Origin of the sequence: Pleionea litopenaei (genome assembly GCF_031198435.1) — a bacterium.
GTDB classification, from domain to species: Bacteria; Pseudomonadota; Gammaproteobacteria; order Enterobacterales; family Kangiellaceae; genus Pleionea; species Pleionea litopenaei.
Genome location: NZ_CP133548.1, coordinates 606916 through 633311, shown reverse-complemented (window position 1 = coordinate 633311; position 26396 = coordinate 606916). Strand labels below are relative to the sequence as shown.

Genomic DNA, 26396 nt, shown 5'->3' with positions numbered 1-26396 from the left:
TTTATAGATGGTTATATTTTGTAAAAGGTTATCTTTAGGAGAAAATTATGAAAAAACGGATTGTCGTATGCGCTGATGGTACATGGAATCGACCTGAGAAAAATTTAAAGGAAGACTTTCCTACCAATGTCTTAAAGCTCGCCCGATCAATTAGTCCCATTGCTAGCGATGGGACACCTCAACAAGTTTTCTATGATTGGGGTATTGGGTCCTACCATGACGAAGTGATCGCCGGTGCGACTGGGAAAGGTCTACATAAAAATGTGATGGATGATTATCGATATATTGTGCAAAATTACTCTGAAGGTGACGATATTTATCTCTTCGGTTTCAGCCGTGGCTCTTATACCATTCGCTGTCTTTGTGGCTTGATTAATAACTGCGGAATCTTAAAACGCCCAGACGCAAACTTAATTCAAAAAGCTTTCAATATTTATAAATCAAAAAGCAAAGACTATGCTCCGAGCGGTGAGAAATCTATTGCATTTAGAAAGCAATACTCGCACCCCTCACGCTCCATTAAGTTTATCGGCGTTTGGGATACTGTCGGTGCAATGGGTATTCCTATTTCATTTTTAGGCTTGTTTGATGACAAAGATGAATTCTACGACACCGATATCGGCCGCAACGTAGAATTTGCTCGACATGCGATGGCCATCGACGAATATCGAGAAGACTTTATACCAACGATTTGGAATCCACGGGAAACAATCGATATTAAACAAGTATGGTTTACGGGCGCGCATAGCAATATAGGCGGTAGTTATAAACCCGATAAGGATGGTTCTTTGCTCTCTGATGTGTCTTTAAAATGGATGATCAAAGAAGCTAAATCAATCGGATTATCAATCGAAAATCATGTTGTTAAGAATCTTAAAGATAATCCTTTAGCCACCTTGCACAATTCTCGCCGTAGTTTCTATCGAGTTAAAAAGAAACATTATCGTCCTATAGACCATAAAAAAGGAGAAATCTTAATTCACTCCTCGGTCAAAAAACGGTGGGACAATGATACTAGCTATCGACCTAGAAACTTAAAAGAGTACCTTGATGTTCATGGTTGGCCGACAAAGCTAGTTTCATAAGCATTGAGAATACTAAGTCTAAGAAACGAAGAGATTAAAAAAGCTAAGAAGACATAGTCTCCATTGCCGCGTCACATCGCGCTTTTAACTCTTCGTCAGAAAGTTTACTAAGCTCTTCATTGAGCTTGGTAATCTTTTCGGCGTATTGAGCCATAATCAAACCTTCAGTCAACTCTCCGCCAGAGCTTTTCTTTAATTGCTCAAGCCCTTCTACAATTTGCATCACATTTTTATTGATCCAGCCGCTGTAGGTTGAGCGGTACTCACCTTTAAACTTTTTACTGCATTTATTGACAACAGGTTCTAAAAACAGACTTTTTTCAAAGGTGTTCTGTAAATCTTTGATCTCGGAGGTATATCCAAATGCACTCGTGAGCAAGCCGAGTAAAATGATAGTGGATTTCATGGCATGGTCCTTAAGAATTCGGATAAGCCAACTTAAATCATCTGCGCATTATTTTCAACCGGCATAAAATAGGCTTCATTTATGCCGGTTTACTGAATGATTAATTAGGGTAACCACTCTGCAAGTAGGTCAACGCCAGAATATGCCTCATAGGCGTATATGCTGACATACCATTGTCCTTGAGTGGGTGTGTTTTCTGTGCAGACTTCGGCATTTCCCCACTTATAAGGGCGACAGGTGTAAGACGAGGATGTAGGCTGTGCACCTTGTCGAATATAAAGATCTGCGTCACCGCTGCCGTTGTCGATGGATACCGTCAGTGTATTCATACCAGCGGGAATGTTGATGTTAAAATGGCTCCACTGCCCTTGTTCTGCGGTTAAATTTTGTTGACTAAAACTCCCTCCTGAATTATTGGAATCCTCGGTAAAATTCGCAACAAGAGAGACTCCGGAAAAGTCGCTGTATCCTTGTAGCATAATATAGTATCGACCCGATTGAATATTGCTGACACTGCATTCTTCGTTGTTACCATTCTTATAAGGGCGACAATCGTAATCAGAAGACGAAGGCGCTGTTCCGAATTTAATGTATAAATCTGCGTCGCCAGTTCCGTCGCTCATGGTAAACGATAAACTGGTCGCCGTTTCTGGCACCATAAATTCAAATAACAATGCTTCTCCTTGCGCAGCCGATAAATTCTCTACAACGTCGCCATTAGTCAGCTGATTGGTTGGCGGAGGTGTATTACAGTTGTCGTCAGTTGCATATTCGATAGTGAGCGTCGGTGACTCACCTGTTTCTTTAGAGTCAAAGTCAATACCATCGGTCGTTGTATTTGCAGTGATAACAAAACCATCATTATCAGTTCCACTCAGCCAACTTTCTATCAATAAAATGCCCGCTGCGTTTAGATTAATCGTTTGTGACCCAGTTGAAGATGGACTAAAGGTACCTACAATATTTCCTAAATGACCTTGACCGCTGACTGATGACCAAGTAACGGATTCTTCTGACCATGAATTGTTGCCTTGATGCAGGTAATAGCTGCCTGAAGAGCTATTAAAAACGTTGATAGTGACATAAGCTTTGGTAATCACAGAACAACTTGGTATTTCGCTGAGGTCAAACTTAATTAGAGCATCCATTTTTCCATACGTTGAATCACTTCCATCCGCTAACAAGCCCTCACTACTAGCGTCGAAATTCGACGAAGACTGAGTTTCAGATATAAAAGCATCATCCGTTACCGCAATAGTGATCAGCTGTTCACTCGAATCTTCGGTCTTTATAACACTGCGCGATTGCGCATTCTTAATCAGTGCTAAGTTTTCACCGACAGTGTTAGCAATCCACCAATTAACATTATCTGGCAGAACAATCGAATCAGCATCCCGCTGCTCTTTGCTTAAACTTGTCGCAGTCTCATCAAACTGAGCCGTGCGAACATTCAATTGACTTTCAGTTACTTGAATTACTTTAAACTGCTGAATACTTGCTAAATCAATAGTCCAAGGTTTAGGATTATTTGCTGAGCGAGCTGGAGCGCCCCAACTACCCTATCCTACATAAACGGTACCACCTTGGGTTGTCGTCACGAAATTATTACCACTTGGTAGAATTGACTGAGTCATTTTATTAATATGAGTGTCTGACTCGACCACTAAATTCATAGCGTGTTCGTAAAACACATCCGCCCACCAATCGAATAGTATTTGGTTTTCAGACTTACCACTGTAATGAGGAAACATGGGTTTATGATATTGAGAAAATCTCCACTCTGCTGTATCGCCGTTAGCACTGAGATCGTTGGCTAACCAATTGTTCATGGCTGTAGCATAAGACGACCAGCCACTGTTCTTAAACTGGCTGTTAAGCGTGTACACCCTTAATAAAGGTGAAATATTAAAAGCACCGAAGGTATCATTAGGATCACATTGACCGTCTTGATTATAGTCAACGCCAAACACTTGACAAAGTGTGCGATAATTATTGTCTTCATGATTACCATGCGTAGGCACAAGTGGATAAATACGTGAATAGCTTTCGCCATTAATCACATCGTTAGAGAAAGTTAATGACCAGTCGCTTAAGAACTCAGACATTTCTGACGTATTATTAGCGTTGGTAAAATCACCGCCATGCATGATAAACAAGGGTCTTATTTTCGCAATTAATGCATTACCTTTACGGCGTGTAGTCCAGCCCGTTCGAGTATCTCCGCCAGCGACAACAACAAAGGGAGAGTTATCGATTGGAGCCGTTCTAAACCAAAACCTTTGTCCGCACCCATTGTTATCACACACTTGATAATAAACACTAGAGTTACTGTTTAAGTTTGTTAAACGAACAAAGTGACTGGTTAAAGAACCAAAATTCTCTGTTGAATCTACCGAAGCGACTTGCCATGAGTTTTGATCCGTAGAATACCCAAACCTGACATAAGGAGACTGACTTGCACCATCTGGAGAAAAGGCGATGGTAGCTTGCTGCGATGGGTTTGAGTCCCAAATTAAACGATGATACTTTGTGTCCGCGTGAACAGAAACAAACAATAGTAAAGAAAATAAAAGAATTAAATTACGATAAGCTTGATGACTCACTTTTTCCTCCAGATATATAGTTGTTTTTTCCGGAGTTTTAAACGGCTCATCCAGAATCTAAAGACTACTCTAATAGTAAAAAATGATCACTAAGTGACATATTTATGATCTTGTTCAGTGTAACCATTTTTGAGTTAATAGTTTGAGATTTAAAAGGATGCTATTGTGATTAATTAGATGAAACGAGCCTTACGAATGCGGCATTTCGATAAGGGATTGTTCTAGTCGTACCATCTGTGAAATCTATCGCTATAGCGCCCTCTTTTAAATGTTTATAAACCCCTGAAAGTAACTTGCTAGAATCTGCAGTCCAGTAGTCTCCATGCTTAGTCTGAGGAAAAAAATCAATTGCTATTGACGGAGAGCCTGGAACGGTAGGTTCAATAACTAAAGTCGAAAGCTCGTTTGCAGTGGGAAGTCGCCAATTCGTTTTTCCACACCGAGCTTGTTGTATGGCTCTTATAATTAAGTCACTTGTATCGCATCGCTCGTTTTCAAAGTAACAATCGCCAGAGTTCTTAACCCCCTTGTTCTCATAGAACCAAGAATATGTCCAATATCCATCGTGTATTGACTCGTCGTCAGTTTTGACCTCCCAGAGCAGCCCAGTATGAGAATCAAGAACGCAAGCCCACGGCCCCTCCCAATTGCCTAAGCGAGTTCCTTGACTATTAAACTTAACGTACCGTGATTGAACTGGCTTTGGGTTTTCTAATGTGTGATTCCAGCATAGAACGAAAATAAGTAATGCTAAGAATAGAATGCTAAAAAGTCGTCTAATCATTATTATTTATCCATGTTCTCTTATCCATATTCTCTTACCCATTTTCTATAACGCCGCATTCAACTGAGATTCTGAAATTTTCAAAAAACTAATAGACGCTATAAAAATTTTATTTTAACTGGGTTGATATGTCGTGTATGCCCTATTTGAGCATGATCGAACGCAGCAAACCAAATACAAACACCATCTCTAATGACAACGTCTTTTTGGGACTTTGTATCTAATGAGCGAGCGATCTCAAGGTGCCAACGCCCATTCTCCCAGCGGCCTCTTGCTCTAACATCAGACCTATCGCCCTCAAATCGATTTGAACGATACATTACAGATGGCATGACCGTACCCGGAATATAATTATCATTTTTAATTTTATAAGGTTCGAAACTAAACCAAGGAATGACCCAAGCAACAGCAGAGCTATCTTCTACTTTCTTAAACTTGTTCTCTCGATGTTTTTTTCTCGTAACTGGGATAAAATGAGCTTGCGCTTGAGTATTTTTAGAAACAGTTGGATCCTCAGGTTTGTCTTGCTGAAATTTATCGAGCCAAGCAGTGTCTTTAGGAAGCCGTTTAGGAGTAATTGATTCAGAATTAAACCATTTCCAGTTCATAACATAACTACCAGACTCTTTACCATCGGCTAAGTAGCCGCCTTTATATCGTCGGTTTCCTGCTATCTCATTAACTGGACGGCTAAAATAATTATCATCCGCTAGGTACATATCATTTGTTCTTACCGCCTTCCAATGCCAAATATCAACTAACGAATTCGTCTCTGTATAATGAAATCCTTTTCCATGCCAATTCGCTGGCTTATCATTTAAGGGTTTTGCCCCCATATGCATCACCCCAGCAACTGGCTTATCACATTCGTTACTTATCATCACTGCAAACTTATCTTCGTAATATTTTCTTTCATCAAATCGTTCGAATCCGTCTGATAAGACCTTCCATCCGTTATCCGTTTTTATAAGCGGCAAATGTTGAGTAGAGGGTGTGTCGTCCTTCCACTCGATATACATAAAAAGCTCCAAGTCATTTGACATGCTTCTCACGCTTACAGGCGTCATTCCCTCATGAAAATTATGCCCTCCATAAGTCATTAAACTTAACGGTTTCGATTCATTCCATGAAGATTCTTTTGCATATCCATCAATTTCAATAAAAGTATTAATGGTTATCGGTTGAGTTAACAGTCGATCAGGCGTCTCGTTAAATAGCTTAACGATGGACAAATAGCCGCCTAACGCCAACAAAAAGACCCATAAGAGTTTTGAATATGCAAAAGGTTTAGGTGTGAAAATAGTTTTTATTAGCTTACTGCCATACTGCACAAAATAAACCAGAGCATGTAAGCCAATATAGATTGCCATAATAATGGCCAGTAGAAAGTGTGTATTGCATAATTCAAACCAAGGTAGCCAAGAGTAGTATCGATTAAGTCCAGAGAGCGCAATTAATGGTAAGAGAACAAAGCCCAAAAAAGTAACGATCCGGTGATAAGAACGTAAACCTGATTTAATACTCGAAACCCAACGCTTTCCATAAGCCAATATAAATCCAAGGGAACACACTAAAAACAATATCGAAAAATAAAAGTGTAATTGATGAACATTTCCCTGTGGAAGGATCGGAGATAACGCTAACGTATAATCACGCTGTGCAGTAGAAATTCGAAGGCCGGTAAAAAGAGCCCCTAGAGTAGAAATCAATAATCCACTGTGTAAAAATATCCATGTCGTTGAGAACTTCACTGATTATTTCCGAGTTAAAGCGCAAAAGGCTAACCATTCTAGATGAACAATCAATGACAACTTAATTGAATTAGTCTCGACTTAATCTGACACATCAACTTGAAAAAGTGAGAGTTACCCGTTTTGATTAAAGGTGTCGAATCTTTAAATCAGAACGTTATAGAGGTAACTCTCATGCTACATACTAACAACCCAATCATAAAACACAAAGCTGGTTTACTTAACTTAGCAGAAGAACTCGGGAACGTATCGAAAGCCTGTAAGGTAATGGGCGTATCACGAGATACATTTTATCGCTATCAAGAACTGGTCGAAGAAGGCGGTATCGATGCCCTTATCAGCAAGAGCCGTCGCAACCCAAATGTTAAAAATCGCGTTGATGAAGCCACAGAAACAGCGGTTATCAATTATGCCATTGAGTTTCCGGCACACGGCCAACACCGAACCAGTAACGAGTTGCGAAAGAAAGGAGTCTTTGTATCAGGGAGCGGTGTCCGGTCGATATGGCTCAGGCATGACCTAGAAAACTTTAAGAAGCGCTTGAAGGCACTGGAAGATAAGGTTGCTAAAGAGGGCATCATACTGACCGATAGCCAAATAGCTGCACTTGAGAAGAAGAAAAATGATGATGAAGCCTGTGGTGAGATTGAAACAGCTCACCCTGGCTACTTAGGCTCACAAGATACCTTTTATGTCGGTAACCTAAAGGGCGTTGGACGAATTTACCAACAAACCTTCATCGACACTTACAGCAAAGTTGCCTTTGCCAAACTCTACACCACAAAAACACCTATTACCGCAGCCGACATACTTAATGACAAAGTGCTACCTTACTTCCAGCAACATGAGTTACCCATGTTGCGAGTATTAACGGATCGCGGCACTGAGTATTGTGGAAAAGTTGAACATCACGACTATCAGCTGTATTTAGCAATCAATGACATCGAGCATACAAAGACTAAAGCAATGTCACCGCAAACCAATGGTATCTGCGAACGATTCCATAAAACGATATTGAACGAGTTCTACCAGGTTACATTTCGGAAGAAATTATACAGTTCACTGGATGAGCTTCAAAAGGATCTGGACGAATGGATAGTTTACTACAATAATGAACGCACCCATCAAGGAAAAATGTGTTGTGGACGAACGCCCAATGAAACATTAATTGATGGTAAGAGAATTTGGGCTGACAAAAATCTAGCTCAAATCTAAACTGACAGACACCAATTGAAAAACGGGTAACTGTCAGATTAAGTCTGAGCTAGTACAACTTAATAAAACAATCTCATTTATTTTCTATTGAGATTAACGTGCCGTAGAGCTCGCATAGATTTCGAGAATCGGTTAACACTCTATAAAAATCATGCATGATTTCAATGAAGTGTTCAAAATTCAAACAAAACCTACTTATCTAGACTCTAAGTTTTAATCCTTGGTAGGTAAACTTCACGGCTCAGAGCTACCTAAAACACTATCCGGTCACACCTTAGTAACCTTTTTCAGCCTTAATAAAACAAAAACTCAAGAAAGCATGTAAATAGAGATTTATCAATGTCTTACAGAGTTTTTCTAAAGTAGTTTGTACTCTATATTTTTTATAAAATAGATAACTATCAGACCCCTTCAGTCGGTTTTTAGCTCTTATTTGTTTATTTTCTAACCTAAAATTTGGGCTAACTTGAATTTATGTACACTAGAAAAATTGTTAAGTAAAATACCCCGGATTATGGCCTAAACACATGAGAAGAGATTTATGGGACGCGCTTTTCAAAACCGCAAAGAATCAATGGCAAAAACGTCTGACCAGAATGCCAAGGTCTACAGTAAGTTCAGCCGAGAAATTTATGTAACCGCAAAGTCAGGTGGCATTGATCCTGATGGAAATTTAGCATTAAGAAGCTTGCTCGATCGAGCTAAACGGAGTCAGGTACCTGCTCATGTAATTGATAAAGCGTTAGATAAAGCGAAAGGCGGAGCCGGAGAAGACTTTGCAGTTGCTCGTTACGAAGGGTTTGGTCCCGGTAATGTCATGGTAATCGTGGATTGCTTAACCGATAACCCTAATCGTACGTTTGGGGATGTTCGCTTATGTTTCACTAAAACTAAGTGCAAAATCGGAACTCAAGGCACTGTAAGTCATATGTTTGATCATTGCGCGATTTTTGTATTTCCTAGTGAAGACGAAGAAGGTGTTCTAGATGCACTAATGGAAGCTGATGTCGATGTAACCGATATCGAAAGTGCCGATGGCAATATCACTGTTTTCACACCGCATTCAGAGTACTTTAAAGCGAAGCAGGCTTTATCGGATAGCATTGCAAACATTAGCTTTGAGGTCGACGAAATACAATTCGTACCGCAAACAACGGTGGATGTGACAGGTGATGACGTCGAGATGTTCGAAAAATTTATGGATATGCTCAATGATTTAGATGATGTACAAAATGTCTACCATAACGCCAGTTTTTAGCAAAAGTATGGTTTAAAATTTTGCTGCCTCTTTTCTCCAAGAGGCAGCAAGTCATACAATGTTTAGTCCATATTAAAAACTATTTATTTCAAAAGCTCTATTACAAAAAGATTCCAAGTCGCTCAATTGCAAGAAAGCATAATTCTAACGCTCAACCCCTTTCCTTCTCGATTATTCAGAATAAGTTGGCCGCCATGAGAGTGTATTATATTTTGCGCTATCGCTAGACCGAGACCAAGCCCTCCAGTCTTCTTATTTCTCGACTTCTCTTGACGATAAAACGGCTTTACAACATCTTTTAAACTTTCCACCGGTATACCTGGCCCATTATCCGTTACCTCGAGGATGATATTTGAACCATCAGAGGTTAAGACAACATTAGCGGCCTCTCCATACTTTATAGCATTATCTATTATATTTTGAATTCCTCGACGCAAAGCGACTGGACGACAATTTAATACTTGCTCATCAATTTTGGAGTCAAAGTTCACTGGAAAGCCTTCATCCTTTAAGTCATAACATAAGCTTTCTACCAATGCTCTAAACTCAACGTTTCTAGAATCTTCTCGATTATAATCACCTCTAATGAAATCTAATATTGAGTGAATCATGTTAGACATATCACTCACAACTCGATTTAAACCATCTTGTTGATGTTTATTCTCGATTTGTTCCACTCGAAGTTTTAAGCGAGTAAGCGAGGTTTTAAGATCGTGAGAAATAGCAGCAAACATTTCAGTCTGACTATTGATCAATCGTTTTAATTGCGATTGCATCTGATTAAACGACCGAGCCGCGACTCGTATTTCTTCTGCGCCCTCTTCATTCATTGGACTTGAATTTATATCTCTACCAATCGACTCTGCAGCCTTTGCTAACCGCTCTATAGGCGACACCAACTTAACAATTACAATCCAAGCGAGTAGTAACCCAACTAAGAGTAAAACGATTAAGTAAAATACAACGGTTTCGCTAAATAAAGAGTTTTTCACGGGTAAGGTCGCATGGAACATCGAAGAAGATTGATCTGGATAATGGATAACAACAACAACATCTAGAGCATCTTGCGGGTTTTTCTTTACAACGCTAGCAATGCCATCCAGTGGTCTAACGCACACCTGTAATTGAAAGTCCTTCATGCCATTAAACGCAGACCTCAACTGATTTTCCATTTCTTGAGAAAATTCATTATTTGAACAAGAATCAGGATCAAATGGCGTCACTATAGGAAATGCAGAAAGAAACTGCGTTTCAGCAGAGGCCAGTATTTTTCGTCTTTCTGAACTAGGAAACTCCTGAGCCAAACTTACAATACCTGAAATTCTTGCAGCTAGATCACTTGCTTCAGTCATTAAAATGGTATGTTCACGGTTATGTTCATAAATTAGCAAGCTGACGGCTTGTGAAAATACGAAGACACCACTCAAAAATAGAACGGCTTGAATTTTAATTTTATTTGGAATCAGTCTTCTCATCGTTAGACGCGCGTAATTTAGCGAATTTCTACGGTATGCGTAAAAATATAACCAGAACCCCACGCGGTTTTTATAGTTTCAGGATTTTTAGCATCATCCTTAAGTTTACGTCGTAAACGGCTTATATGAGAATCAATACTGCGATCAAATGCATTACTATTCCTGCCTTTAGTCAAGCTAAGTAGCCTGTCTCGTGAAAGAGGAACCTTTGGATTTCTAACGAAAGCCAATAAAATTTCATTTTCGCTTGAAGATAAACTGGTAACAGTAGATTCGCTATCAATGAGCTCCATTCTGGCTGGCAAAAATTCCCAACCATTAAAGTAATAGGAGCCTCGGTTTGTGCCAAGTGATTGGGTCTGAACTCTTCTTAACACAGCTCGAATACGAGCGATTAATTCTCGGCTTCCAAATGGCTTTACAACATAATCGTCAGCGCCGACTTCTAGGCCAACTACCCTGTCGATTTCTTCATCTTTGGCAGTCAACATTATAATAGGTGGCATATCGGGGTCGGCTCGAAGATGGCGGCATAACTCGATACCATCACGTCCTGGGAGCATGATATCTAGGAGGATTAAATCAATACGCGACTCTGCAAGTTTGGCGAGCATGTCTTCACCATTGTGCGCCGTCACACTGGTAAAATTATTGGCTTCCAATAATTGCGACACTAACTCACAAATATCTTCATCATCATCGGTTATGAGAATACGTGTTTTTTGTTCGGACATAGCTTCTCTCACATCTAGCCCACTAACTATACACATTTTTTATAACAATTTCAGTGCATTATCAAAGAATAAATAATGTGCATCAACTGCACATTATTTCACATATTTGACAATATTAATTACAAGTTTGGTGGCAGAGTAACTCTACTGTCTTCAATAAATGTGTTTAGTGGCTAGATATGAATATCTCATTTGTAAGAAATAGCAAAGTTTTAGTCGTTTTTATCGGTTTCATTTGTGGCAGTCTGAGTGCACTCGGCCCAGAAACGGTCTCTGCAAAGTCGCTAATTGAGTCTTGCAAACTGATTTCTGGAAAAAGTGTGCCACAATTGTGCGGTGCTTATATTCAGGGTTACCTGGACGCTTCGCCTAATATCGTAAAAGAAGACCAGTTACCCTCAGAGTTTGTCACTCGAGCCTTAAAAACACGAGCACCTCAAAAGGACGTGGCTGTTAAAACAGTAGCAAATGTTAAGTTCTGCGTTCCTTCAGAAGGCTTCCTAAATGAGCTAGTAACGAAAATTGCTGAAGTCGAGTACGATGCTAAACAACACCAGCTTGCAAGCTCCGTTGTCTACTCCATTTTAAAAGCAGATTACAGCTGTGAGTAATAAATTTTAGTCCTGCAACTTCAAACTTCTGCTGCACATCCAAAGAGAATCCAACAGCAGCCATTAATCGAGAGGTGACTATGCGCCATACTATCAGTATCGCGGTGATGCTAGCCATCATATGGTTAGTTAATTCCGGACACTACTCCCCTTTGTTTCTTGGCTTTGGAGTGATTTCTGTTTTGTTTGTTGTTTGGATTGCACACAGAATGGATCTTGTTGACCATGAGTCGCAACCGATACATTTATCGGCACAATTACCCATTTACTATTTGTGGCTTATTAAAAAAATCATTGTGTCAAACATCGATGTTGCTTTGCGAGCATGGAAACCGTCTCCTGATGTGTCGCCACAAGTTAAAACCTTATCGATTTTACAGAAGACTGACATGGGAAGAGTTATCTACGCCAACTCAATTAACCTGACTCCTGGCACGTTGTCTTTAGAACTCGGAAACAATTCTGTGCTTGTTCACGCTTTAACCAAAGATGCCATGAACGAGTTAATCGAGGGCGAGATGAATCGACGAGTGACTGATATAGAGTGAGTTGAACAATGATTTTAATCACAACGACTATAGCGCTCATTGTCGTGATGGCAATGGCTTTAGTAAGAGCATTTAAGGGGCCAAGCGTATTCGATCGTGTACTAGCGGGTAACCTTTTTGGAACCAAAGTTGTTTTATTGATCGCTGTACTTGGCTTTCTCTCTGGTCGACCAGACTTTCTCGACATAGCACTGACGTATGCGCTGATTAATTTTATTAGTGTCATTGGAATACTGAGGTTCGTTGAGATAACAAAGCGAACAAATAACGAGGAAAAGTCTTAATGGAACTCGTATTAAATATTGTTAGTGGCTTTTGCTTGTTAACAGGGAGTTTCCTAATTTTCTCAGGTGCGTTAGGCGTTATTCGATTTCCAGATTTTTATACACGAATGCATGCAGCGGGAGTTACCGAAACCTTGGCAGCGGGTTTGATTCTAGTCGGCCTAATGTTGATCGCCGGTTGGGGCATAGTGCTAGCAAAATTAGTATTGATTCTGCTTTTTATTTTAATCACTAGTCCAACTGCTAGTCATGCTTTAGGCAAAGCAGCCTGGAAAGCTGGGCTCAAACCTGTTGTTATCGAAAACGATAAACAACAGAACGAGTTGTAAGGCGGAGGAAACAATCATCGAACTTTTCATCAACATTTCGTTACTGTGCATCTTAGTGGCTACGTCTATCTATATAGCCCGCTCAAGAGATTTACTGGCAGCAACAATGCTCTTCAGTATATATGGACTGGTTTCCGCTAGCTTTTTTATGAATAAAGATGCCGTTGATGTAGCGTTCACTGAGGCAGCTGTGGGAGCAGGAATATCACCATTATTAATGCTTGCCACTCTAGCCATTGTAGGTCGCTTTCAGAAAAAATCTGCTGAGATAAAAAAGCCTATCTTCGCGTTAATACTGGTCTTTATTACTGGCGCGCTACTCATAGTTGGCACGCTTGATATGCCAGCTTTTGGTGCGGCAAACTCTCCCGCTCAACAACATGTTGCACCAAGATACATTAATGACTCAGTAGCTGAAATAGGTATTCCAAACATGGTCACCTCGGTACTCGCTAGTTATCGAGCTTATGACACCTTAGGTGAGGTTGTGGTTATATTTACTGCTGGAATCGGCGTATTAATGTTGCTTGGGTTAGAAAGTAAGAAGAATTTACAGACTCACCTAATCGATAAAATCATTAAAGAAGATGAACATAAAATTCTTAGAATCGTGGTCAAGATATTGATAGCGCCAATTTTAATATTTGCACTTTATGTTCAGTTTCACGGTGACTTTGGGCCAGGTGGAGGTTTTCAAGCTGGGGTTATTTTTGCTGCAGCAATCATTCTTTACACACTATTTTTTGGACTAGAAGTCGGAAAGAAAGTCGTTAATCTGTCAAGCGTTCGTTTTCTATCAGCCGTAGGAGTATTGCTCTACGGTTCAGTCGGAGTTGTCTCTTTGCTGAGCGGTAAGAATTATCTAGATTATTCTGTACTCTCAGAAAACCCACAAACGGCTCAACACATTGGCATTGTGGTTATTGAGCTAGGTGTTGGAATTACCGTTGCTTGTGTCATGCTATCAGTGTTTTTCGCATTCTTCGAAAAAGTCGGTAAAGAAATGAATACTAATGAGGAAGTTCAATGATATTTTTTGACTTGTTCAATTATTGGGTAGTAGTCATTTTAATGATGATTGGATTCTTTATTGTGATTGCGAGAGGTAATCTAGTGAAGAAGATCATTGGTCTAAACATTTTTCAGACTTCGGTGTTTATTTTTTACATCAGCTCAGGAAATGTAAGTGATGGAACAGCGCCCATCTATCTTGAAGGAGCTGAGCTTTACTCTAATCCACTCCCTCATGTACTCATACTCACCGCAATAGTCGTAGGAATTGCGACGACAGCATTAGCCCTTTCACTGGTAATTCGAATCAAAGCCAGCTATGGCAGCATTGAAGAGTCAGAAATTTTAGAGCAGGAAAAGCAGTGATCAGTCATCTACCTATACTACAAGTAATCATACCTCTACTTGGAGCACCCGCTTGCTTGCTACTAGCTAAAGGTCGAGCTGGCTGGTTATTCTCAGTGCTTGTTGCGGCTCTTACCCTTTTCGCCAGTATTCTTTTAATTATTCAGGTTAATGATAAAGGTACGCTCAGCTATATGCTCGGTGGCTGGGATGCGCCTTGGGGAATCGAATATCGTATTGATTACTTAAATGCTTTTGTACTGACTCTAATTTCTGCAATTGGATTTATCACTTTAGTTGCAGCAAAAGATGCCATTAAGATTGAAATCGATGCAAAACGACAACCCTTATTTTACGTATCATTCTTACTTTGTCTGGCGGGTTTGCTAGGCATTGCAGCAACGGGAGATGCGTTTAATGTATTTGTATTTCTCGAAATCTCATCGCTAGCAATGTACAGTATTATTGCTCTCGGGCGTGACCGAAGAGCGTTATGGGCAGCTTATCAATACTTAATTGTCGGTACGATAGGTGCTACTTTTATCTTAATTGGTATCGGTCTAATGTATATGATGACTGGTACATTAAATATGCTCGACTTGGCCGAACGCCTGCCATCCGTTGTAAGTTCAAAAACAGTACTCGCATCTTATGCATTTATACTTGTTGGCGTATCGTTAAAACTGGCACTTTTTCCATTACATTTTTGGTTACCCAATGCTTATACCTATGCACCATCGATTGTCACAGCATTTTTAGCGGCAACAGCAACAAAAGTTGCGGTCTATTTACTCATTCGTTTCAATTTTTCAGTGTACGACTTATCGTCACCTGAACTGAAAGATACAATCAATAGTATTTTCTTAACATTAGGTATTGCGGCAACCCTGTTCGCGTCTTGGTCAGCAATCAAACAATCAAATCTTAAGCGCATGTTAGCCTACTCCAGTGTTGCTCAAATAGGCTATATGATTATTGGCATAGGATTAGACTCAACGACAGGTGTTCAAGCGAGCATATTACATCTTTTCAATCACGCTCTAATGAAAGGAGGCCTGTTCTTAACGCTCATCGCGATCGCAATGCACACCAAAAGCACAGAGTTAAATGATCTAAAAGGGGTCGCAAAAGCAATGCCCTGGACCTTCGCAGGATTTGTCATTGGCGGTTTAAGCTTAATTGGAGTCCCCTTAACGGCAGGATTTATAAGTAAATGGTATTTGGTCAAAGCGGCAGCCGAACAATCACAATGGTTGGTCATCGCATTTGTGTTACTCGGTTCCTTGTTAGCGGTCATTTATATTTGGAGAGTGGTAGAAGCCGCTTGGTTTAAGACAGACACGAGCGTAGACAGATCAAATAAGCTAACGAGGACAAAGCTCCCATTAGCATTAACGCTATCTTTATGGGCGCTAGTGTTAAGTAACTTATTCTTCGGTATTAACACCAGCTTTACGGTTTACTTCAGTGAGCAAGCAGCCACGTTAATGCTAGGGGGTAATTAATGGATAGTAATACAAACCTAATTATTCTCATCCTTTTAATTCCGCTCATTGCGACATTTGGTATTTACGCCTTTTCAAGCAAGCCTAATTTACGTGAATCTATTTCATTAGCCGCGGGGGTTAGTGTTTTAATTTTAGCGTGGTCAATCTTTGAAAAGATCAAAGCGAACCAACTCGTAGAGTGGCATCTGATTGAAGTCTTACCGGGAATATCTATTCACTTTAAGGTAGACGAATTGGGTGCATTATTTTCATTAATCGCCGGCTTTTTATGGATAATTACGACTTTGTATGCCATTGGCTATATGCGTGGACATCACGAAAAAAATCAAACCCGATTCTATATCTGTTTTAGCATAGCGATCTCCGCGGTTTTGGGCGTAGCATACTCAGGTAATCTATTTACCCTTTTTGTATTTTACGAAGTGCTAACCTTAAGCACCTACCCCTTGGTAACTCATGCGGGAACAGAGAAAGCAAAACATGGAGGACGCGTTTATTTAGGAATTCTTCTGTTTACGTCCATATTCCTTTTTCTCCCAGCGATCATCATAACTTTCTTAACAGCAGATACTTTGACATTTACACCCGGTGGAGTTTTTAATAAAGATGCTTCAAGCATACTGCTGTCGTGCTTACTCATACTTTTCATTTTTGGTATTGGTAAAGCCGCCATTATGCCGATACATCGTTGGTTGCCCGCTGCCATGGTCGCTCCTACGCCAGTAAGTGCGCTACTTCATGCTGTTGCTGTTGTTAAGGCAGGTGTCTTTAGTATCATCAAGGTTTGTGTATTTATTTTCGGTGCAGATGCGTTAAGCGGCCTTATTACTACCCAGTTTTTAATTTATTTAACGGGTACTACCATCCTCCTCTCTTCGTTAATTGCAATGCGGCAAGATAATCTAAAAAAGAGACTGGCTTACTCGACTATTAGTCAACTAAGTTACGTTATTTTAGGTGCGTTACTGATCACTTCTACCAGTGTCACAGGTAGTACTTTACACATATTGATGCATGCCTTCGGAAAAATCACCTTGTTCTTTTGCGCTGGAGCCATCTTGGTGGCCAGTCATAAAAGCGAGATAAGCGAAATGCGTGGTTTAGGTTGGAAAATGCCAGTGACTATGACAGCATTTTTTATTGCGAGTTTAAGTATTATCGGTTTACCTCCGGTCGGTGGAACCTGGAGTAAATGGTATCTTCTAATGGCAACCGTCGAAACCGAACAGCTGATACTAATGAGCACACTCATGATAAGTTCTTTATTGAATATATATTACTTACTTCCAATACCCATCAAGGCATTTTTGCCAGCGAAAAGCACATCCCAAACGAATGGTTATAAAAGTCGATTTGAAATTAAAGAAGCACCCGTTGCTTCGCTGATAGCTATTGTAGTTACAACTTTGTGCTGTTTATTGCTGTTTGTCTTCCCACAGCCATTTGTCGAAATGGCACAGAGAATTCTTTAGCGAGCGATTATGTCTGATAAAAAAGATTATTTTTTTGATTCTGAGCGGAATGTTAAGTGGATAATTCGAGGGCTGTATATATGCTGCGGACTACTCTTTATTCTTGACTTTATTCTTACTAGATACAGTAAACATCCATTGGAATGGCTTTGGGGATTCTACCCTATCTACGGCTTTGTTGGATGCGTCGTTTTGGTTGTTGTTGCTAAATGGATGCGAAAAATAATAATGCGTGAAGAAAATTTCTACTGCAACAGCTCAAGTGAACGAGAGATAGCGTCAGAGAATCAAGTAGAAAATGGAGGTCATTCATGATACCGGCAACCTTTCCTTTCATCTTTCTATTTCTCGCTGCCATCATCGTTCCTTTAACAAAAGGACATACTCGCACGGTTATCGTTTTTATCGCACTCATATGCAGTGCCGTAAATGTGGCGAACTTAGAAGAAGGAATGGTCTGGCAATGGACCTTCTTAAACTTTGAAATAACACCATTACGAATAGATAGGTTAAGTCTTTTGTTCGGCTATTTGTTTCATATTGCGGCCTTGATTGGAATAATATTCTCGCTTCATGTTAAGTCAACACTGCAACAATCAACCTCGCTGATTTATGCAGGAAGCGCTCTCGGTGCAGTTTTTGCGGGCGATCTATTAACTCTGTTTATTTTTTGGGAATTTCTAGCGCTGAGCTCGGTGTTCCTTATTTGGGCCAGAGGTACTGACCGTGCTTTTAAAGCCGGCATGCGTTATTTGCAAGTTCAGATATTATCAGGATTACTCCTCTTAGCAGGCATACTCTTTTATTGGTACGAGCATCAATCATTACAATTTGACTTTATCGGCTTATTGGGAACCCATGGATGGCTTATATTCGCAGCATTTGGAATAAAGTGTGCGTTTCCATTTGTTCATAATTGGCTTACTGATGCCTACCCTGAGGCCACTGCAACAGGAACCGTCTTTCTAAGTGCCTTTACGACTAAAGTAGCCGTGTATTGTTTGGCGCGAGCTTATCCAGGTGAAGACTTGCTTGTTTATATTGGCGCGGCCATGGCTTGTTTTCCTATTTTCTATGCCGTCATAGAAAATGATTTACGCCGAGTACTGGCCTACAGTTTAGTGAATCAATTAGGATTTATGGTGGTAGGCGTTGGAATTGGAACCGCATTAGCTCTTAATGGCGCCGTCGCACACGCATTTACTGATGTTATCTTTAAAGGTCTGTTGTTTATGTCAATGGGTGCTGTTTTACATATGACTGGGAAAATTAATGGGTCCGAATTAGGTGGGCTTTACAAGTCCATGCCTAAAACAACCATACTATGTATTGTTGGTGCAGCTTCAATTTCAGCGTTCCCTTTATTCAGCGGCTTTATCAGTAAGTCAATGATCATGACTGCAGCACTTTACGAAAACTATAATGGCGTATGGCTTATTCTATTGTTTGCCTCAGCTGGTGTATTTCATCACGCAGGCATAAAAATTCCTTACTTCGCTTTCTTTGCACATGACTCGGGAATTCGAACGACTGAACCACCCAAGAATATGCTGTTAGCAATGACCATTGCTGCAGTACTTTGTGTAACACTCGGAGTTTTCCCGAATGTTTTATATCAACATCTTCCGTTTAATGCAGAGTATACGCCCTATGACGTAACACATGTATTAACGCAGCTGCAGTTACTATTCTTCTCTGCATTGGCTTTTGTCTGGTTGAATTTAAAAAACTTATACCCACCAGAATTGCCCTCAACAAACTTAGAGTTTGATTGGATTTACAGACGAGCAATCCCAAATATGTTTAATGCATTTGTTTATCGATTGGGTTTGTTATCACGTAAGAGCAAGGCAGTTACTTTAAGGATTTACGACAATATTAAGTGGCAATCGAAACTTGTGCCAGGATTAGACACTCTTCTTTCTGGCGCATCAATTTCGACGAGCGCAATGGTTTCTTGGATATCATTACTACTTGCGGTATTTCTGTTACTTAGTTTCATATAATAGCTACCGTGAAATAACGTTCACTAGGTTCTAACACCTAGTGAACAAAAAATAACGCAAGCTCTAGAGCTATCAATAAGATTATTATCCACTCTAATAGTGATGAATGTTTATGATTTTGCTCTTCGGCGAGCATAGCGAGCAACTCATGAATAGCTTCTAGTTTTTTGTTTAGAACAGTTATTCTAGGGCTAATATCTAAATATTTAGCGACCGTGTGGTACATTGCTTCTTGCTCTGGATAACTCCAAAAGAATTCAGGCGTATCCAATAAGTTAAAGTTTAATAAGATATCACTGTTTACACTGAATAAGGTCCCTCTTAATTTGGCAAGCTTTTTACGGCTTAATGACGTTCGTCCTGAAGTCGCTAGTTGTCTTGGAATAAACTCATTCTGTACAATCACGTCTCTCGCCCTGTTCTCAAAGTGCCCTAATTTAGCAGACTGAGCCAAGGCATGAGAAGCTGCCAGCCTCTCTATTGGTGTATTCTCAGAGAGCGTTAACGTCTCTTCACGGATCTGGGCAACATCACCGACGGTAAAGTTGAAGCGCTCAACTTCAGACTGTAAAAATTTGTCCTCAGCAACATTTTCTAGGTCTGCAATTAAACGAGACTTCAGAGCTAGGTCGGCTCCCCAAAATATTATAACCCCGTAGAGAAAGACCCAAGCCTCTCCGTCTTCAAGTTCGACCAGAAATGCATCACGATAGCGGGTAGACCGATAGGTTTCGTTTAGAAGACTTTCAAGTTTATTGTCTTCAAACTGTCTTGCAACAGCCACTGACTCAATTAAGCCATTTGAATAAGACGTCATTTTTAACCACTCAAATAAGTCAAACTTAAACTCAAAAGCGCTTTGTAACACTTTGAATATTATGCATATTTTTCAAATATACTCTAAAGCTTAAAAAGCGAATACTCTTTTTGAAATGTATTTGCACCTAAGCGACAGAAATGTAGTTGAAAACTTAAATATAAGAAAGAAAATTTTATTCCAAACGATAAATATATAATCAGTAAATGGATTCTAAACTAAGACAGGACACCCACCTAAGATTGTCTAAAGCAGAGTTTAAAACAGGAGGTCTAAAACGGGACACCCATAACTCAACTAACAAAAATATTCTCGTTAACGTCGAAAACACAAAAACTGTAGTGGTTTAATGACACCGGACACTTAAATGTAAACCTCCCTGTTTTAGTGGCACTCTAAATTAGAGTTTTCAGGCTTGTTGAATCTGGCTAGATGCTCCCATGGTGTTAAATCATTCAGGGAGTCGTGCGGCCTTTCTTCGTTGTACTCTCGTATCCAATCCTCAGTAATCTTCCGAACCTCTTGGAGTGTTTTAAATACATACATATTTAAAATTTCATCTCGATAAGTTCGATTAAATCTTTCTACATATGAATTCTGTGTTGGCGTCCCAGGTTTTATAAACTCCAGCTGTATCTGCTGCTCTTCTGCCCAATCGGCTAGTGCGGTTGAAATAAACTCTGGCCCATTATCCATTCGCAACTTTCTTGGCTGACCTCGCCATGCTATCACTCGCTCCAGAACGCGAATAACACGAGGTGCTGGCAAGCTTAAATCTATTTCTATAGCGAGCGCCTCGCGATTAAAGTCATCGACCAAATTAAACGTTCGAAAGCGGCGACCACAGAATAAACTGTCACTCATAAAGTCCATCGACCAACAGTGATTGGCTGAGCTAGGGATAGCAAGTGGCTCTGGGCTTCGCGTTGGCAGCCGTCTTTTGCCTCTGCGCCGTTTGTTTAAGTTCAGCATGCAATAAACTCGATAGATACGCTTGTGATTCCATCGGTGACCCCAGCGTCGTAGTATTTTAAATAACTTACTAAAACCGTAAGCAGGATAACGCTCTGCTGCCTCTTGTAGCTTCGTGATGACATCATCATCACGATGCGGGTCCGGCTTGTAACGATATGTAGAATCACTGATGCCAACTGCGCGACAGGCCATTCTCAAACTTGCGCCATGCTGAGTTCTCGCATAGTCAACAAGTTCTCGCCTTATCGCTGGCTTTATAGCTTTTTTTCTACGATGTCCTTTAGGATCTTATGCTCAAGGCTGAGATCGGCAAACATGGCCTTTAATCGACGGTTCTCTTCCTCTAGCTCCTTCAACCGCTTAACATCTGAAGCTTCCATTCCGCCATATTTTGATTTCCAGTTGTAATAGGTCGCATCGGCTATCCCGTACTCCCTACACACCTCTTTAACCAAACGGCCATTTTCGACTTCCTTCAAGATCTTAACGATCTGACTTTCTGAGTAGCGTGATTTTTTCATTTCTAGTTCTCCCTATGGGTTTAGTTTACCCTGAAGAACTCCAAATGTAGATGCCACTATTTTAGGGGAGGTTTACATAAATAAGAGATAATTAGATTAACTTATTGAGGTGTACCGATGAGCAAGAATAGGTCAAGACGACAGTTTGATCAAAGCTTTAAAGAAGATGCGGTAGCTCTGGTTACTGAGCAGGGATATTCGGTGTCAAAAGCAGCTGAATCGTTAGGAATTACGACGAATATGCTATATCGCTGGAAAGAAAAGCTAGAATCAGATGCAGGCGAAAGCTCTATTTCGGAAGATGAAAGAGCCGAACTATTACGTCTTCGAAAAGAAAATAAAGAATTGCGTATGGAAAAAGAGATTTTAAAAAAAGCCAGCCAATACTTTGCAAAAGAAATGAAGTGAAGTATGAGTTTATTGAGTCAGAAGCCTGTCACTATCCTGTCAGAATGCTCTGTCGCTTGCTAAACGTCAGTAAATCAGCATTTTATGACTGGAAGCATCGAGAAAAGCCCGTATTTGATGTGGATGAATGGCGTATCAAGAATCGAATGAAACGCTTATTTGAGCAGAGTAGGCAGAGTCTTGGGCGTCGAGAAATGACAAAAAAACTTCGCCAGGAAGGTTTTGAAATTGGCGAATGGCGAGTCAGTCGATTAATGAAAGAACTGTCTCTATTTGTGACGCAAAGATTGGCTTATAAGGTAACAACGAAAAGAAAACACAGCGATTCGGTTGCTGATAACTTGCTTAATCAAAACTTCAATCCAGTTGCTCCGAACGAAGTTTGGGCCGGTGATGTGACATATTTGAAGACTGGTGAAGGCTGGATGTACTTGGCGGTTGTCATGGATTTATATTCCAGACGAATTGTCGGCTGGCATATTGATAAACGCATGACGACTGACTTGGTGAGCAAGGCGTTAATGAAAGCCTATAACTTGAGGCAGCCGAGTAAAGGCTGCGTATTTCATAGTGACCGCGGCTCTCAATATACCAGCAATCACTATCGAAAATTGCTGGCCAGTTACAATATGAGGGGCTAGCATGGGTGACGTTGGCGCATGTTGGGACAATGCTGTGGTTGAGCGATTCTTTGGTAGTTTAAAGCACGACTGGATTTTAAAAGTCCATCAACCAACCAGAGAACACATGAAAAAAGATGTCGCAGCTTACATGAAGTATTACAACCTCGAAAGGCTGCATTCTAGTAACGGTGATTTATCGCCAATTAACTATGAAAACTCTCTAAAGAAAGTGTCCGGTTGGACTTGACCAGTACAAACAACCTATAAACAGACTAAACAACACTACTATCTTATTGATTTTTATATCATTTCAGTCTTAATGTACGGCGTAAGAACACGGTAATTTAGAACCCTTATCTGGATGAAGCAACGGGTAAATAACTAGACATAACTAGAGGACATCCATGTCTTACCATACTCTAAAACCATGTAGCATGTATCTGAATATTAAGACGATTTAATTCCCATGACTCCACTGCTCTCCCAGAGTAGAATCGATGGGTGTCCTGATAATTTCGATAATTTCCAAGAGTAGGATCAATGGATGTCCTGATAAATTCCTCGAGCTTGAACCTCATTGCCCACAAATCACTATCTCATTAAATAGATATACATAGACGAATCTGAGCGAAATATCTGTTTTTTTAAAAGAAATTTTGATTATAGGATTAATCTGTCCTATTCGTTAAAGTACTGTTTGTAGAGGAGAGAAATAATGGCAGATATATCGCAACTCAAAGATCTTGAAGGGTTTGTGGGCGGCTGTTTGGTCGATAGTGATACGGGGTTAATATTAGGCACTGAGGGTGAAAATAACTTCGACCTAAATACTGCGGCAGCCGGCAATACCGAAGTAGTTAAAGCGAAACGTAAGACAATGAAAGCTTTGGGAATTGCAGGGGGTATAGAGGACATTCTAATTACTTTAGATAAACAGTATCACCTGATACGCTTGCTTAATAGCAATGACGCGATTTTCTTGTACGTCGTTATTGATAAAGCGAAAGGAAGTCTCGGTATGGCAAGAGCAGTCGCTAAAAAAGTTGAGGAATCTCTCGATCTTTCCAAGCTAAAGTAAAGATTATAGTTCTAAACAAGGGCTCATCGTACTTTAGACGAAAGAGCCCATATCTTTACCGACCCCGTATTTAAAATAAACTTATTTTTGTATTGATATCGATATTCATCGAGGCTTCTTCGATAAAGTTACCTTGAAAATACATAATGCCTTGTTGATAGAGACTACTCAATCGATCGGCAGATTCAATTTTTGTGGCGATCACATTGATTGAACGTGAGCTAGAGTACTGAACCAGCTCAGCAACTAAAGCCTTAGAGTCTTTATGTTGCTTTAAAACTTTAGAGTCAACTTTTATTAAATCGGGCTTTAATTCGTTTCGAATTGCAATTGATTGACTGGTTTCACCATAACCTTGAAGGGAAATTTGACACCCCAGCAACCGTAGTTTCTCGACGAAATAAAGATACCCCTCTCGGTGTTCATTAAACTCCCCTTCCTGTAGAGAAACAACGAGAGTTTTTTGGCTCCGCACTCGGTTGTTTTGAATTATATTACTTAACCACAAAATATTATCTTTGTTGAGAATACACTGCTTAGATAATCGTACGATTAAAAATATTTCTTTATCAGGTAATGTATTTATAGATTTCAACTTATCAACACTTTTTTCTATAACAAAGCGATCGAGTGAAACCCAGTGTTCCTTTTTCGAAAAATGATTAAAAAATTCGCTAGGAGCAAAAACATCAAACTCGGAGTTAATTAGCCTAGTATAAGTATCAATATAGATATTTGAACTGTCTTCAATTGATATAATTGGTTGGTATGATAAAGCAAAAGCCTTTTTTTGAATTAGATCTGAAACGTTGACATTGATCGAACGAACTTTAGAAGGACTGCCTATTGTATTGCTTAGATCGACCGACACCAACCCCCCTACTTTGGCTTGCTTAGATAGCTCTTGGCACTTTGACAGAATAGCCTCTATAGAATTATCTTTATTCGATGATGTTGTTAGAGCCAAGGTCATATTAATTTCATCAAATAATAACTTTCCATCTTCACTCTGATGTTCTAACACGTCATTTAAATGTTGTGCAATAACATTAACTTCACTTTCGATTTCTTCCAAGTTAGGCCGCTCAAGTAAGATGAGGACATCTGACTCTCCAAATTTACAGATTTTTACGTTAACCATTTCTCTTGGCAATGACGTATCTACAAACTTATCAAGCAATAAAGTAGAACTAGCTAGACCATATTTTTCCCTTAAATTTCCGTAGTTTGTTATTCGTAACAACAATAACCCAAATACACTAGCAATCGAATTAGAGATGCTACTTTCGACATCGCCAAAAAACTGATATTGGCTTGAATAAATATTCCGCTGCTTTAACGTTGGGTTTGATTTGAACTTCGTAATTACATGCTGCTGTACCAGCAATGCCTTTTCAACGGTATTGATAAAGCTCTTTTCTTTAATTGGCTTTAATAAAAAGCCCTTTGCCCCTAATGATAGAATTTTACTTGGTAATTCAAAATCATTATCAGCTGTAATAAATATTATAGGGATATGAAAGAGCTCGGGATCTTGCTTTATTATTTCTGCTAGCTCGGTTCCTCGACAGCCAGGCATTACATTATCCATTAAAATTAAATGGGGTTTATAGTCATTGATCTTTGCTATTGTTTTCATCGGGTCAGTAACAATTTCAGTATCAATCTGATACCTTTTTAAGATCGCCCTATAAAATAACCCCGTCGATTTGTCATCATCAACGATAAGCACCCTCTTTCCTTCAAGCCGGGTCGCCATTGACTTTTCGTTAATGATGGATTCAAGCTCGCTGACTTTAACAGGCTTAGTGAGAAAACCATCACTGCCACTTGTCATCGAAGCTAATCGAACAGCCATATCTTTTCGACTGGATATCATTACGATCGGTACCCGATACCCTAAGACATCTCTTATTGACGATATTGCTTTGATACCGGCTACTTGGCCTTCTGGAAAGTTTATATCTAAAAGTATCAAAGATGGCTTTACTTCTCGCAAATTAGCGACGGCTTCCTCTATGGTTTCATAAAAATAGGGGTTATGCCCTATATTAGAAATCAAATTCTTAAGATATTCTCCTGTGTCTTGATCATCATCAATGATGATAATAGAGTGCTCTATATTCGAGGACTTACTTGCAAAAGTGTTGCTTAATTCCCTTTCAATATCCAACGGATTAATTCGAATATTCCTTAAATTAGTCTCTATAACTTCATACGCTTGGCTATTCTTTTGATCCTTTTCTAACAAATCACCCAGTGCCAACTCAATTTGTTTGAGTCTTTCCGATATTTCATTATGCCCATATATAGCAGAACTGCCTGCCAACTTATGACAATAATATAAGAGAGACTCTGCTAGCTTGCGATTCCACTCAACCAATCGAATTTGTGACCAGACATCATGAATTTTATCGAGATAGCTTGGTAATTTGCTGTCGAAGTCTTGTTTTAATTTTTGTAACTCTACCGCCGTTGCAACCATAAACCTTTTAAAACCCTATTAAACACGCGAATGTACCTACATTCAGAGTATGAGTATGACGTTG

General features: G+C 39.8%; 24 protein-coding genes and 1 pseudogene. 15 read left to right on the top strand and 10 right to left on the bottom strand.

Annotation, left to right across the window (positions count from 1 at the left end; all coding sequences use genetic code 11):
• The first annotated feature begins 47 nt into the window (after positions 1–47).
• A complete protein-coding gene (locus Q9312_RS02755; protein WP_309203013.1) occupies positions 48–1085 on the top strand; it encodes a T6SS phospholipase effector Tle1-like catalytic domain-containing protein in 1038 nt (345 codons plus the stop codon).
• Positions 1086–1128: 43 nt separating this feature from the next.
• Here the strand turns inward: Q9312_RS02755 and Q9312_RS02750 are convergent, their stop codons facing one another.
• The 5 genes from Q9312_RS02750 to Q9312_RS02735 form a co-directional block, all read right to left on the bottom strand.
• Positions 1129–1491 carry a hypothetical protein gene (locus Q9312_RS02750; RefSeq protein ID WP_309203012.1) on the bottom strand — a complete coding sequence of 121 codons (363 nt, stop codon included), beginning with the start codon at positions 1489–1491 and terminating at the stop codon, positions 1129–1131.
• 104 nt (positions 1492–1595) lie between these two features.
• The gene (locus Q9312_RS02745; RefSeq protein ID WP_309203011.1) at positions 1596–2945 is read right to left on the bottom strand and encodes a pre-peptidase C-terminal domain-containing protein; all 1350 of its coding nucleotides are present in this window, start codon (positions 2943–2945) and stop codon (positions 1596–1598) included.
• 105 nt (positions 2946–3050) lie between these two features.
• Positions 3051–4094, bottom strand: a complete 1044-nt coding sequence (locus Q9312_RS02740; protein ID WP_309203010.1) for a purple acid phosphatase family protein — start codon at positions 4092–4094, stop codon at positions 3051–3053.
• A gap of 169 nt (positions 4095–4263) precedes the next feature.
• Positions 4264–4878, bottom strand: a complete 615-nt coding sequence (locus Q9312_RS19420; RefSeq protein ID WP_353961550.1) for an Lcl C-terminal domain-containing protein — start codon at positions 4876–4878, stop codon at positions 4264–4266.
• A 98-nt stretch (positions 4879–4976) separates the two neighbouring features.
• Positions 4977–6629, bottom strand: a complete 1653-nt coding sequence (locus Q9312_RS02735) for an ethylbenzene dehydrogenase-related protein (protein WP_309203008.1) — start codon at positions 6627–6629, stop codon at positions 4977–4979.
• Positions 6630–6803: 174 nt separating this feature from the next.
• On the opposite strand from Q9312_RS02735, the gene Q9312_RS02730 reads away from it, so the two are divergent.
• A complete protein-coding gene (locus tag Q9312_RS02730) occupies positions 6804–7844 on the top strand; it encodes an IS481 family transposase (RefSeq protein WP_309201277.1) in 1041 nt (346 codons plus the stop codon).
• Positions 7845–8385: 541 nt separating this feature from the next.
• The gene (locus Q9312_RS02725) at positions 8386–9102 is read left to right on the top strand and encodes a YebC/PmpR family DNA-binding transcriptional regulator (protein WP_309203007.1); all 717 of its coding nucleotides are present in this window, start codon (positions 8386–8388) and stop codon (positions 9100–9102) included.
• Positions 9103–9224: 122 nt separating this feature from the next.
• Here Q9312_RS02725 and Q9312_RS02720 read toward each other — a convergent pair whose 3' ends face one another.
• Positions 9225–10577, bottom strand: coding sequence for an ATP-binding protein (locus tag Q9312_RS02720; RefSeq protein WP_309203006.1), 1353 nt, complete (start codon positions 10575–10577; stop codon positions 9225–9227).
• Positions 10578–10594: 17 nt separating this feature from the next.
• Positions 10595–11311 carry a response regulator gene (locus Q9312_RS02715; RefSeq protein ID WP_309203005.1) on the bottom strand — a complete coding sequence of 239 codons (717 nt, stop codon included), beginning with the start codon at positions 11309–11311 and terminating at the stop codon, positions 10595–10597.
• A gap of 179 nt (positions 11312–11490) precedes the next feature.
• On the opposite strand from Q9312_RS02715, the gene Q9312_RS02710 reads away from it, so the two are divergent.
• The 10 genes from Q9312_RS02710 to Q9312_RS02665 all read left to right on the top strand — a co-directional run bounded on the left by Q9312_RS02710 (position 11491) and on the right by Q9312_RS02665 (position 19425).
• Entirely contained in the window at positions 11491–11922 is a 432-nt protein-coding gene (locus tag Q9312_RS02710) for a hypothetical protein (protein WP_309203004.1), read from the top strand.
• Positions 11923–12002: 80 nt separating this feature from the next.
• Positions 12003–12470, top strand: a complete 468-nt coding sequence (locus tag Q9312_RS02705) for a Na+/H+ antiporter subunit E (protein ID WP_309203002.1) — start codon at positions 12003–12005, stop codon at positions 12468–12470.
• 8 nt (positions 12471–12478) lie between these two features.
• Positions 12479–12754 carry an MrpF/PhaF family protein gene (locus Q9312_RS02700; protein WP_309203001.1) on the top strand — a complete coding sequence of 92 codons (276 nt, stop codon included), beginning with the start codon at positions 12479–12481 and terminating at the stop codon, positions 12752–12754.
• Positions 12754–13083, top strand: a complete 330-nt coding sequence (gene mnhG / locus Q9312_RS02695) for a monovalent cation/H(+) antiporter subunit G (protein ID WP_309203000.1) — start codon at positions 12754–12756, stop codon at positions 13081–13083. Before Q9312_RS02700 ends, mnhG begins: the two co-directional genes overlap by 1 nt.
• Positions 13061–14113 carry a DUF4040 domain-containing protein gene (locus Q9312_RS02690; RefSeq protein WP_435408769.1) on the top strand — a complete coding sequence of 351 codons (1053 nt, stop codon included), beginning with the start codon at positions 13061–13063 and terminating at the stop codon, positions 14111–14113. The genes mnhG and Q9312_RS02690 overlap by 23 nt, the downstream gene beginning before the upstream one ends.
• On the top strand, positions 14110–14460 hold the full coding sequence (locus tag Q9312_RS02685; RefSeq protein ID WP_309202998.1) for a cation:proton antiporter subunit C: 351 nt from the start codon (positions 14110–14112) through the stop codon (positions 14458–14460). The genes Q9312_RS02690 and Q9312_RS02685 overlap by 4 nt, the downstream gene beginning before the upstream one ends.
• A 56-nt stretch (positions 14461–14516) precedes the next feature.
• Positions 14517–15944, top strand: coding sequence for a monovalent cation/H+ antiporter subunit D family protein (locus Q9312_RS02680; protein WP_309202997.1), 1428 nt, complete (start codon positions 14517–14519; stop codon positions 15942–15944).
• Positions 15944–17419 (top strand): proton-conducting transporter transmembrane domain-containing protein, encoded by a 1476-nt coding sequence (locus tag Q9312_RS02675; protein WP_309202996.1) that lies wholly within the window; start codon positions 15944–15946, stop codon positions 17417–17419. The genes Q9312_RS02680 and Q9312_RS02675 overlap by 1 nt, the downstream gene beginning before the upstream one ends.
• Before the next feature lie 9 nt (positions 17420–17428).
• Positions 17429–17734 (top strand): hypothetical protein, encoded by a 306-nt coding sequence (locus Q9312_RS02670; RefSeq protein WP_309202995.1) that lies wholly within the window; start codon positions 17429–17431, stop codon positions 17732–17734.
• Positions 17731–19425 (top strand): Na(+)/H(+) antiporter subunit D, encoded by a 1695-nt coding sequence (locus Q9312_RS02665; RefSeq protein ID WP_309202994.1) that lies wholly within the window; start codon positions 17731–17733, stop codon positions 19423–19425. Before Q9312_RS02670 ends, Q9312_RS02665 begins: the two co-directional genes overlap by 4 nt.
• A 37-nt stretch (positions 19426–19462) precedes the next feature.
• Here the strand turns inward: Q9312_RS02665 and Q9312_RS02660 are convergent, their stop codons facing one another.
• Together Q9312_RS02660 and Q9312_RS02655 are read right to left on the bottom strand one after the other, a co-directional pair.
• Entirely contained in the window at positions 19463–20242 is a 780-nt protein-coding gene (locus Q9312_RS02660) for an RMD1 family protein (protein WP_309202993.1), read from the bottom strand.
• Between the two features lie 384 nt (positions 20243–20626).
• Positions 20627–21738 (bottom strand): IS3 family transposase gene (locus tag Q9312_RS02655; protein ID WP_309202665.1). Its coding sequence is split into 2 segments (ribosomal slippage): positions 20627–21486 and positions 21486–21738, totalling 1113 coding nucleotides; the frame shifts between segments, so codons are not numbered across the junction.
• A gap of 117 nt (positions 21739–21855) precedes the next feature.
• Here Q9312_RS02655 and Q9312_RS02650 point away from each other — a divergent pair.
• Both Q9312_RS02650 and Q9312_RS02645 read left to right on the top strand, forming a co-directional pair.
• Positions 21856–23016 (top strand): annotated as a pseudogene (locus Q9312_RS02650) (IS3 family transposase).
• Positions 23017–23484: 468 nt separating this feature from the next.
• On the top strand, positions 23485–23847 hold the full coding sequence (locus Q9312_RS02645) for a roadblock/LC7 domain-containing protein (RefSeq protein WP_309202992.1): 363 nt from the start codon (positions 23485–23487) through the stop codon (positions 23845–23847).
• A gap of 70 nt (positions 23848–23917) precedes the next feature.
• Here the strand turns inward: Q9312_RS02645 and Q9312_RS02640 are convergent, their stop codons facing one another.
• Positions 23918–26332, bottom strand: a complete 2415-nt coding sequence (locus Q9312_RS02640) for a response regulator (RefSeq protein ID WP_309202991.1) — start codon at positions 26330–26332, stop codon at positions 23918–23920.
• Positions 26333–26396 lie beyond the last annotated feature (64 nt).

Bases quoted from the DNA above. Each gene is read 5' to 3' on its own strand.
- Q9312_RS02755 (WP_309203013.1), top strand. From the start codon at position 48: ATGAAAAAACGGATTGTCGTATGCGCTGATGGTACATGGAATCGACCT.
- Q9312_RS02750 (WP_309203012.1), bottom strand. From the start codon at position 1,491: ATGAAATCCACTATCATTTTACTCGGCTTGCTCACGAGTGCATTTGGA.
- Q9312_RS19420 (WP_353961550.1), bottom strand. From the start codon at position 4,878: ATGATTAGACGACTTTTTAGCATTCTATTCTTAGCATTACTTATTTTC.
- Q9312_RS02730 (WP_309201277.1), top strand. From the start codon at position 6,804: ATGCTACATACTAACAACCCAATCATAAAACACAAAGCTGGTTTACTT.
- Q9312_RS02725 (WP_309203007.1), top strand. From the start codon at position 8,386: ATGGGACGCGCTTTTCAAAACCGCAAAGAATCAATGGCAAAAACGTCT.
- Q9312_RS02720 (WP_309203006.1), bottom strand. From the start codon at position 10,577: ATGAGAAGACTGATTCCAAATAAAATTAAAATTCAAGCCGTTCTATTT.
- Q9312_RS02715 (WP_309203005.1), bottom strand. From the start codon at position 11,311: ATGTCCGAACAAAAAACACGTATTCTCATAACCGATGATGATGAAGAT.
- Q9312_RS02710 (WP_309203004.1), top strand. From the start codon at position 11,491: ATGAATATCTCATTTGTAAGAAATAGCAAAGTTTTAGTCGTTTTTATC.
- Q9312_RS02705 (WP_309203002.1), top strand. From the start codon at position 12,003: ATGCGCCATACTATCAGTATCGCGGTGATGCTAGCCATCATATGGTTA.
- Q9312_RS02700 (WP_309203001.1), top strand. From the start codon at position 12,479: ATGATTTTAATCACAACGACTATAGCGCTCATTGTCGTGATGGCAATG.
- mnhG (WP_309203000.1), top strand. From the start codon at position 12,754: ATGGAACTCGTATTAAATATTGTTAGTGGCTTTTGCTTGTTAACAGGG.
- Q9312_RS02685 (WP_309202998.1), top strand. From the start codon at position 14,110: ATGATATTTTTTGACTTGTTCAATTATTGGGTAGTAGTCATTTTAATG.
- Q9312_RS02675 (WP_309202996.1), top strand. From the start codon at position 15,944: ATGGATAGTAATACAAACCTAATTATTCTCATCCTTTTAATTCCGCTC.
- Q9312_RS02670 (WP_309202995.1), top strand. From the start codon at position 17,429: ATGTCTGATAAAAAAGATTATTTTTTTGATTCTGAGCGGAATGTTAAG.
- Q9312_RS02665 (WP_309202994.1), top strand. From the start codon at position 17,731: ATGATACCGGCAACCTTTCCTTTCATCTTTCTATTTCTCGCTGCCATC.
- Q9312_RS02660 (WP_309202993.1), bottom strand. From the start codon at position 20,242: ATGACGTCTTATTCAAATGGCTTAATTGAGTCAGTGGCTGTTGCAAGA.
- Q9312_RS02645 (WP_309202992.1), top strand. From the start codon at position 23,485: ATGGCAGATATATCGCAACTCAAAGATCTTGAAGGGTTTGTGGGCGGC.
- Q9312_RS02640 (WP_309202991.1), bottom strand. From the start codon at position 26,332: ATGGTTGCAACGGCGGTAGAGTTACAAAAATTAAAACAAGACTTCGAC.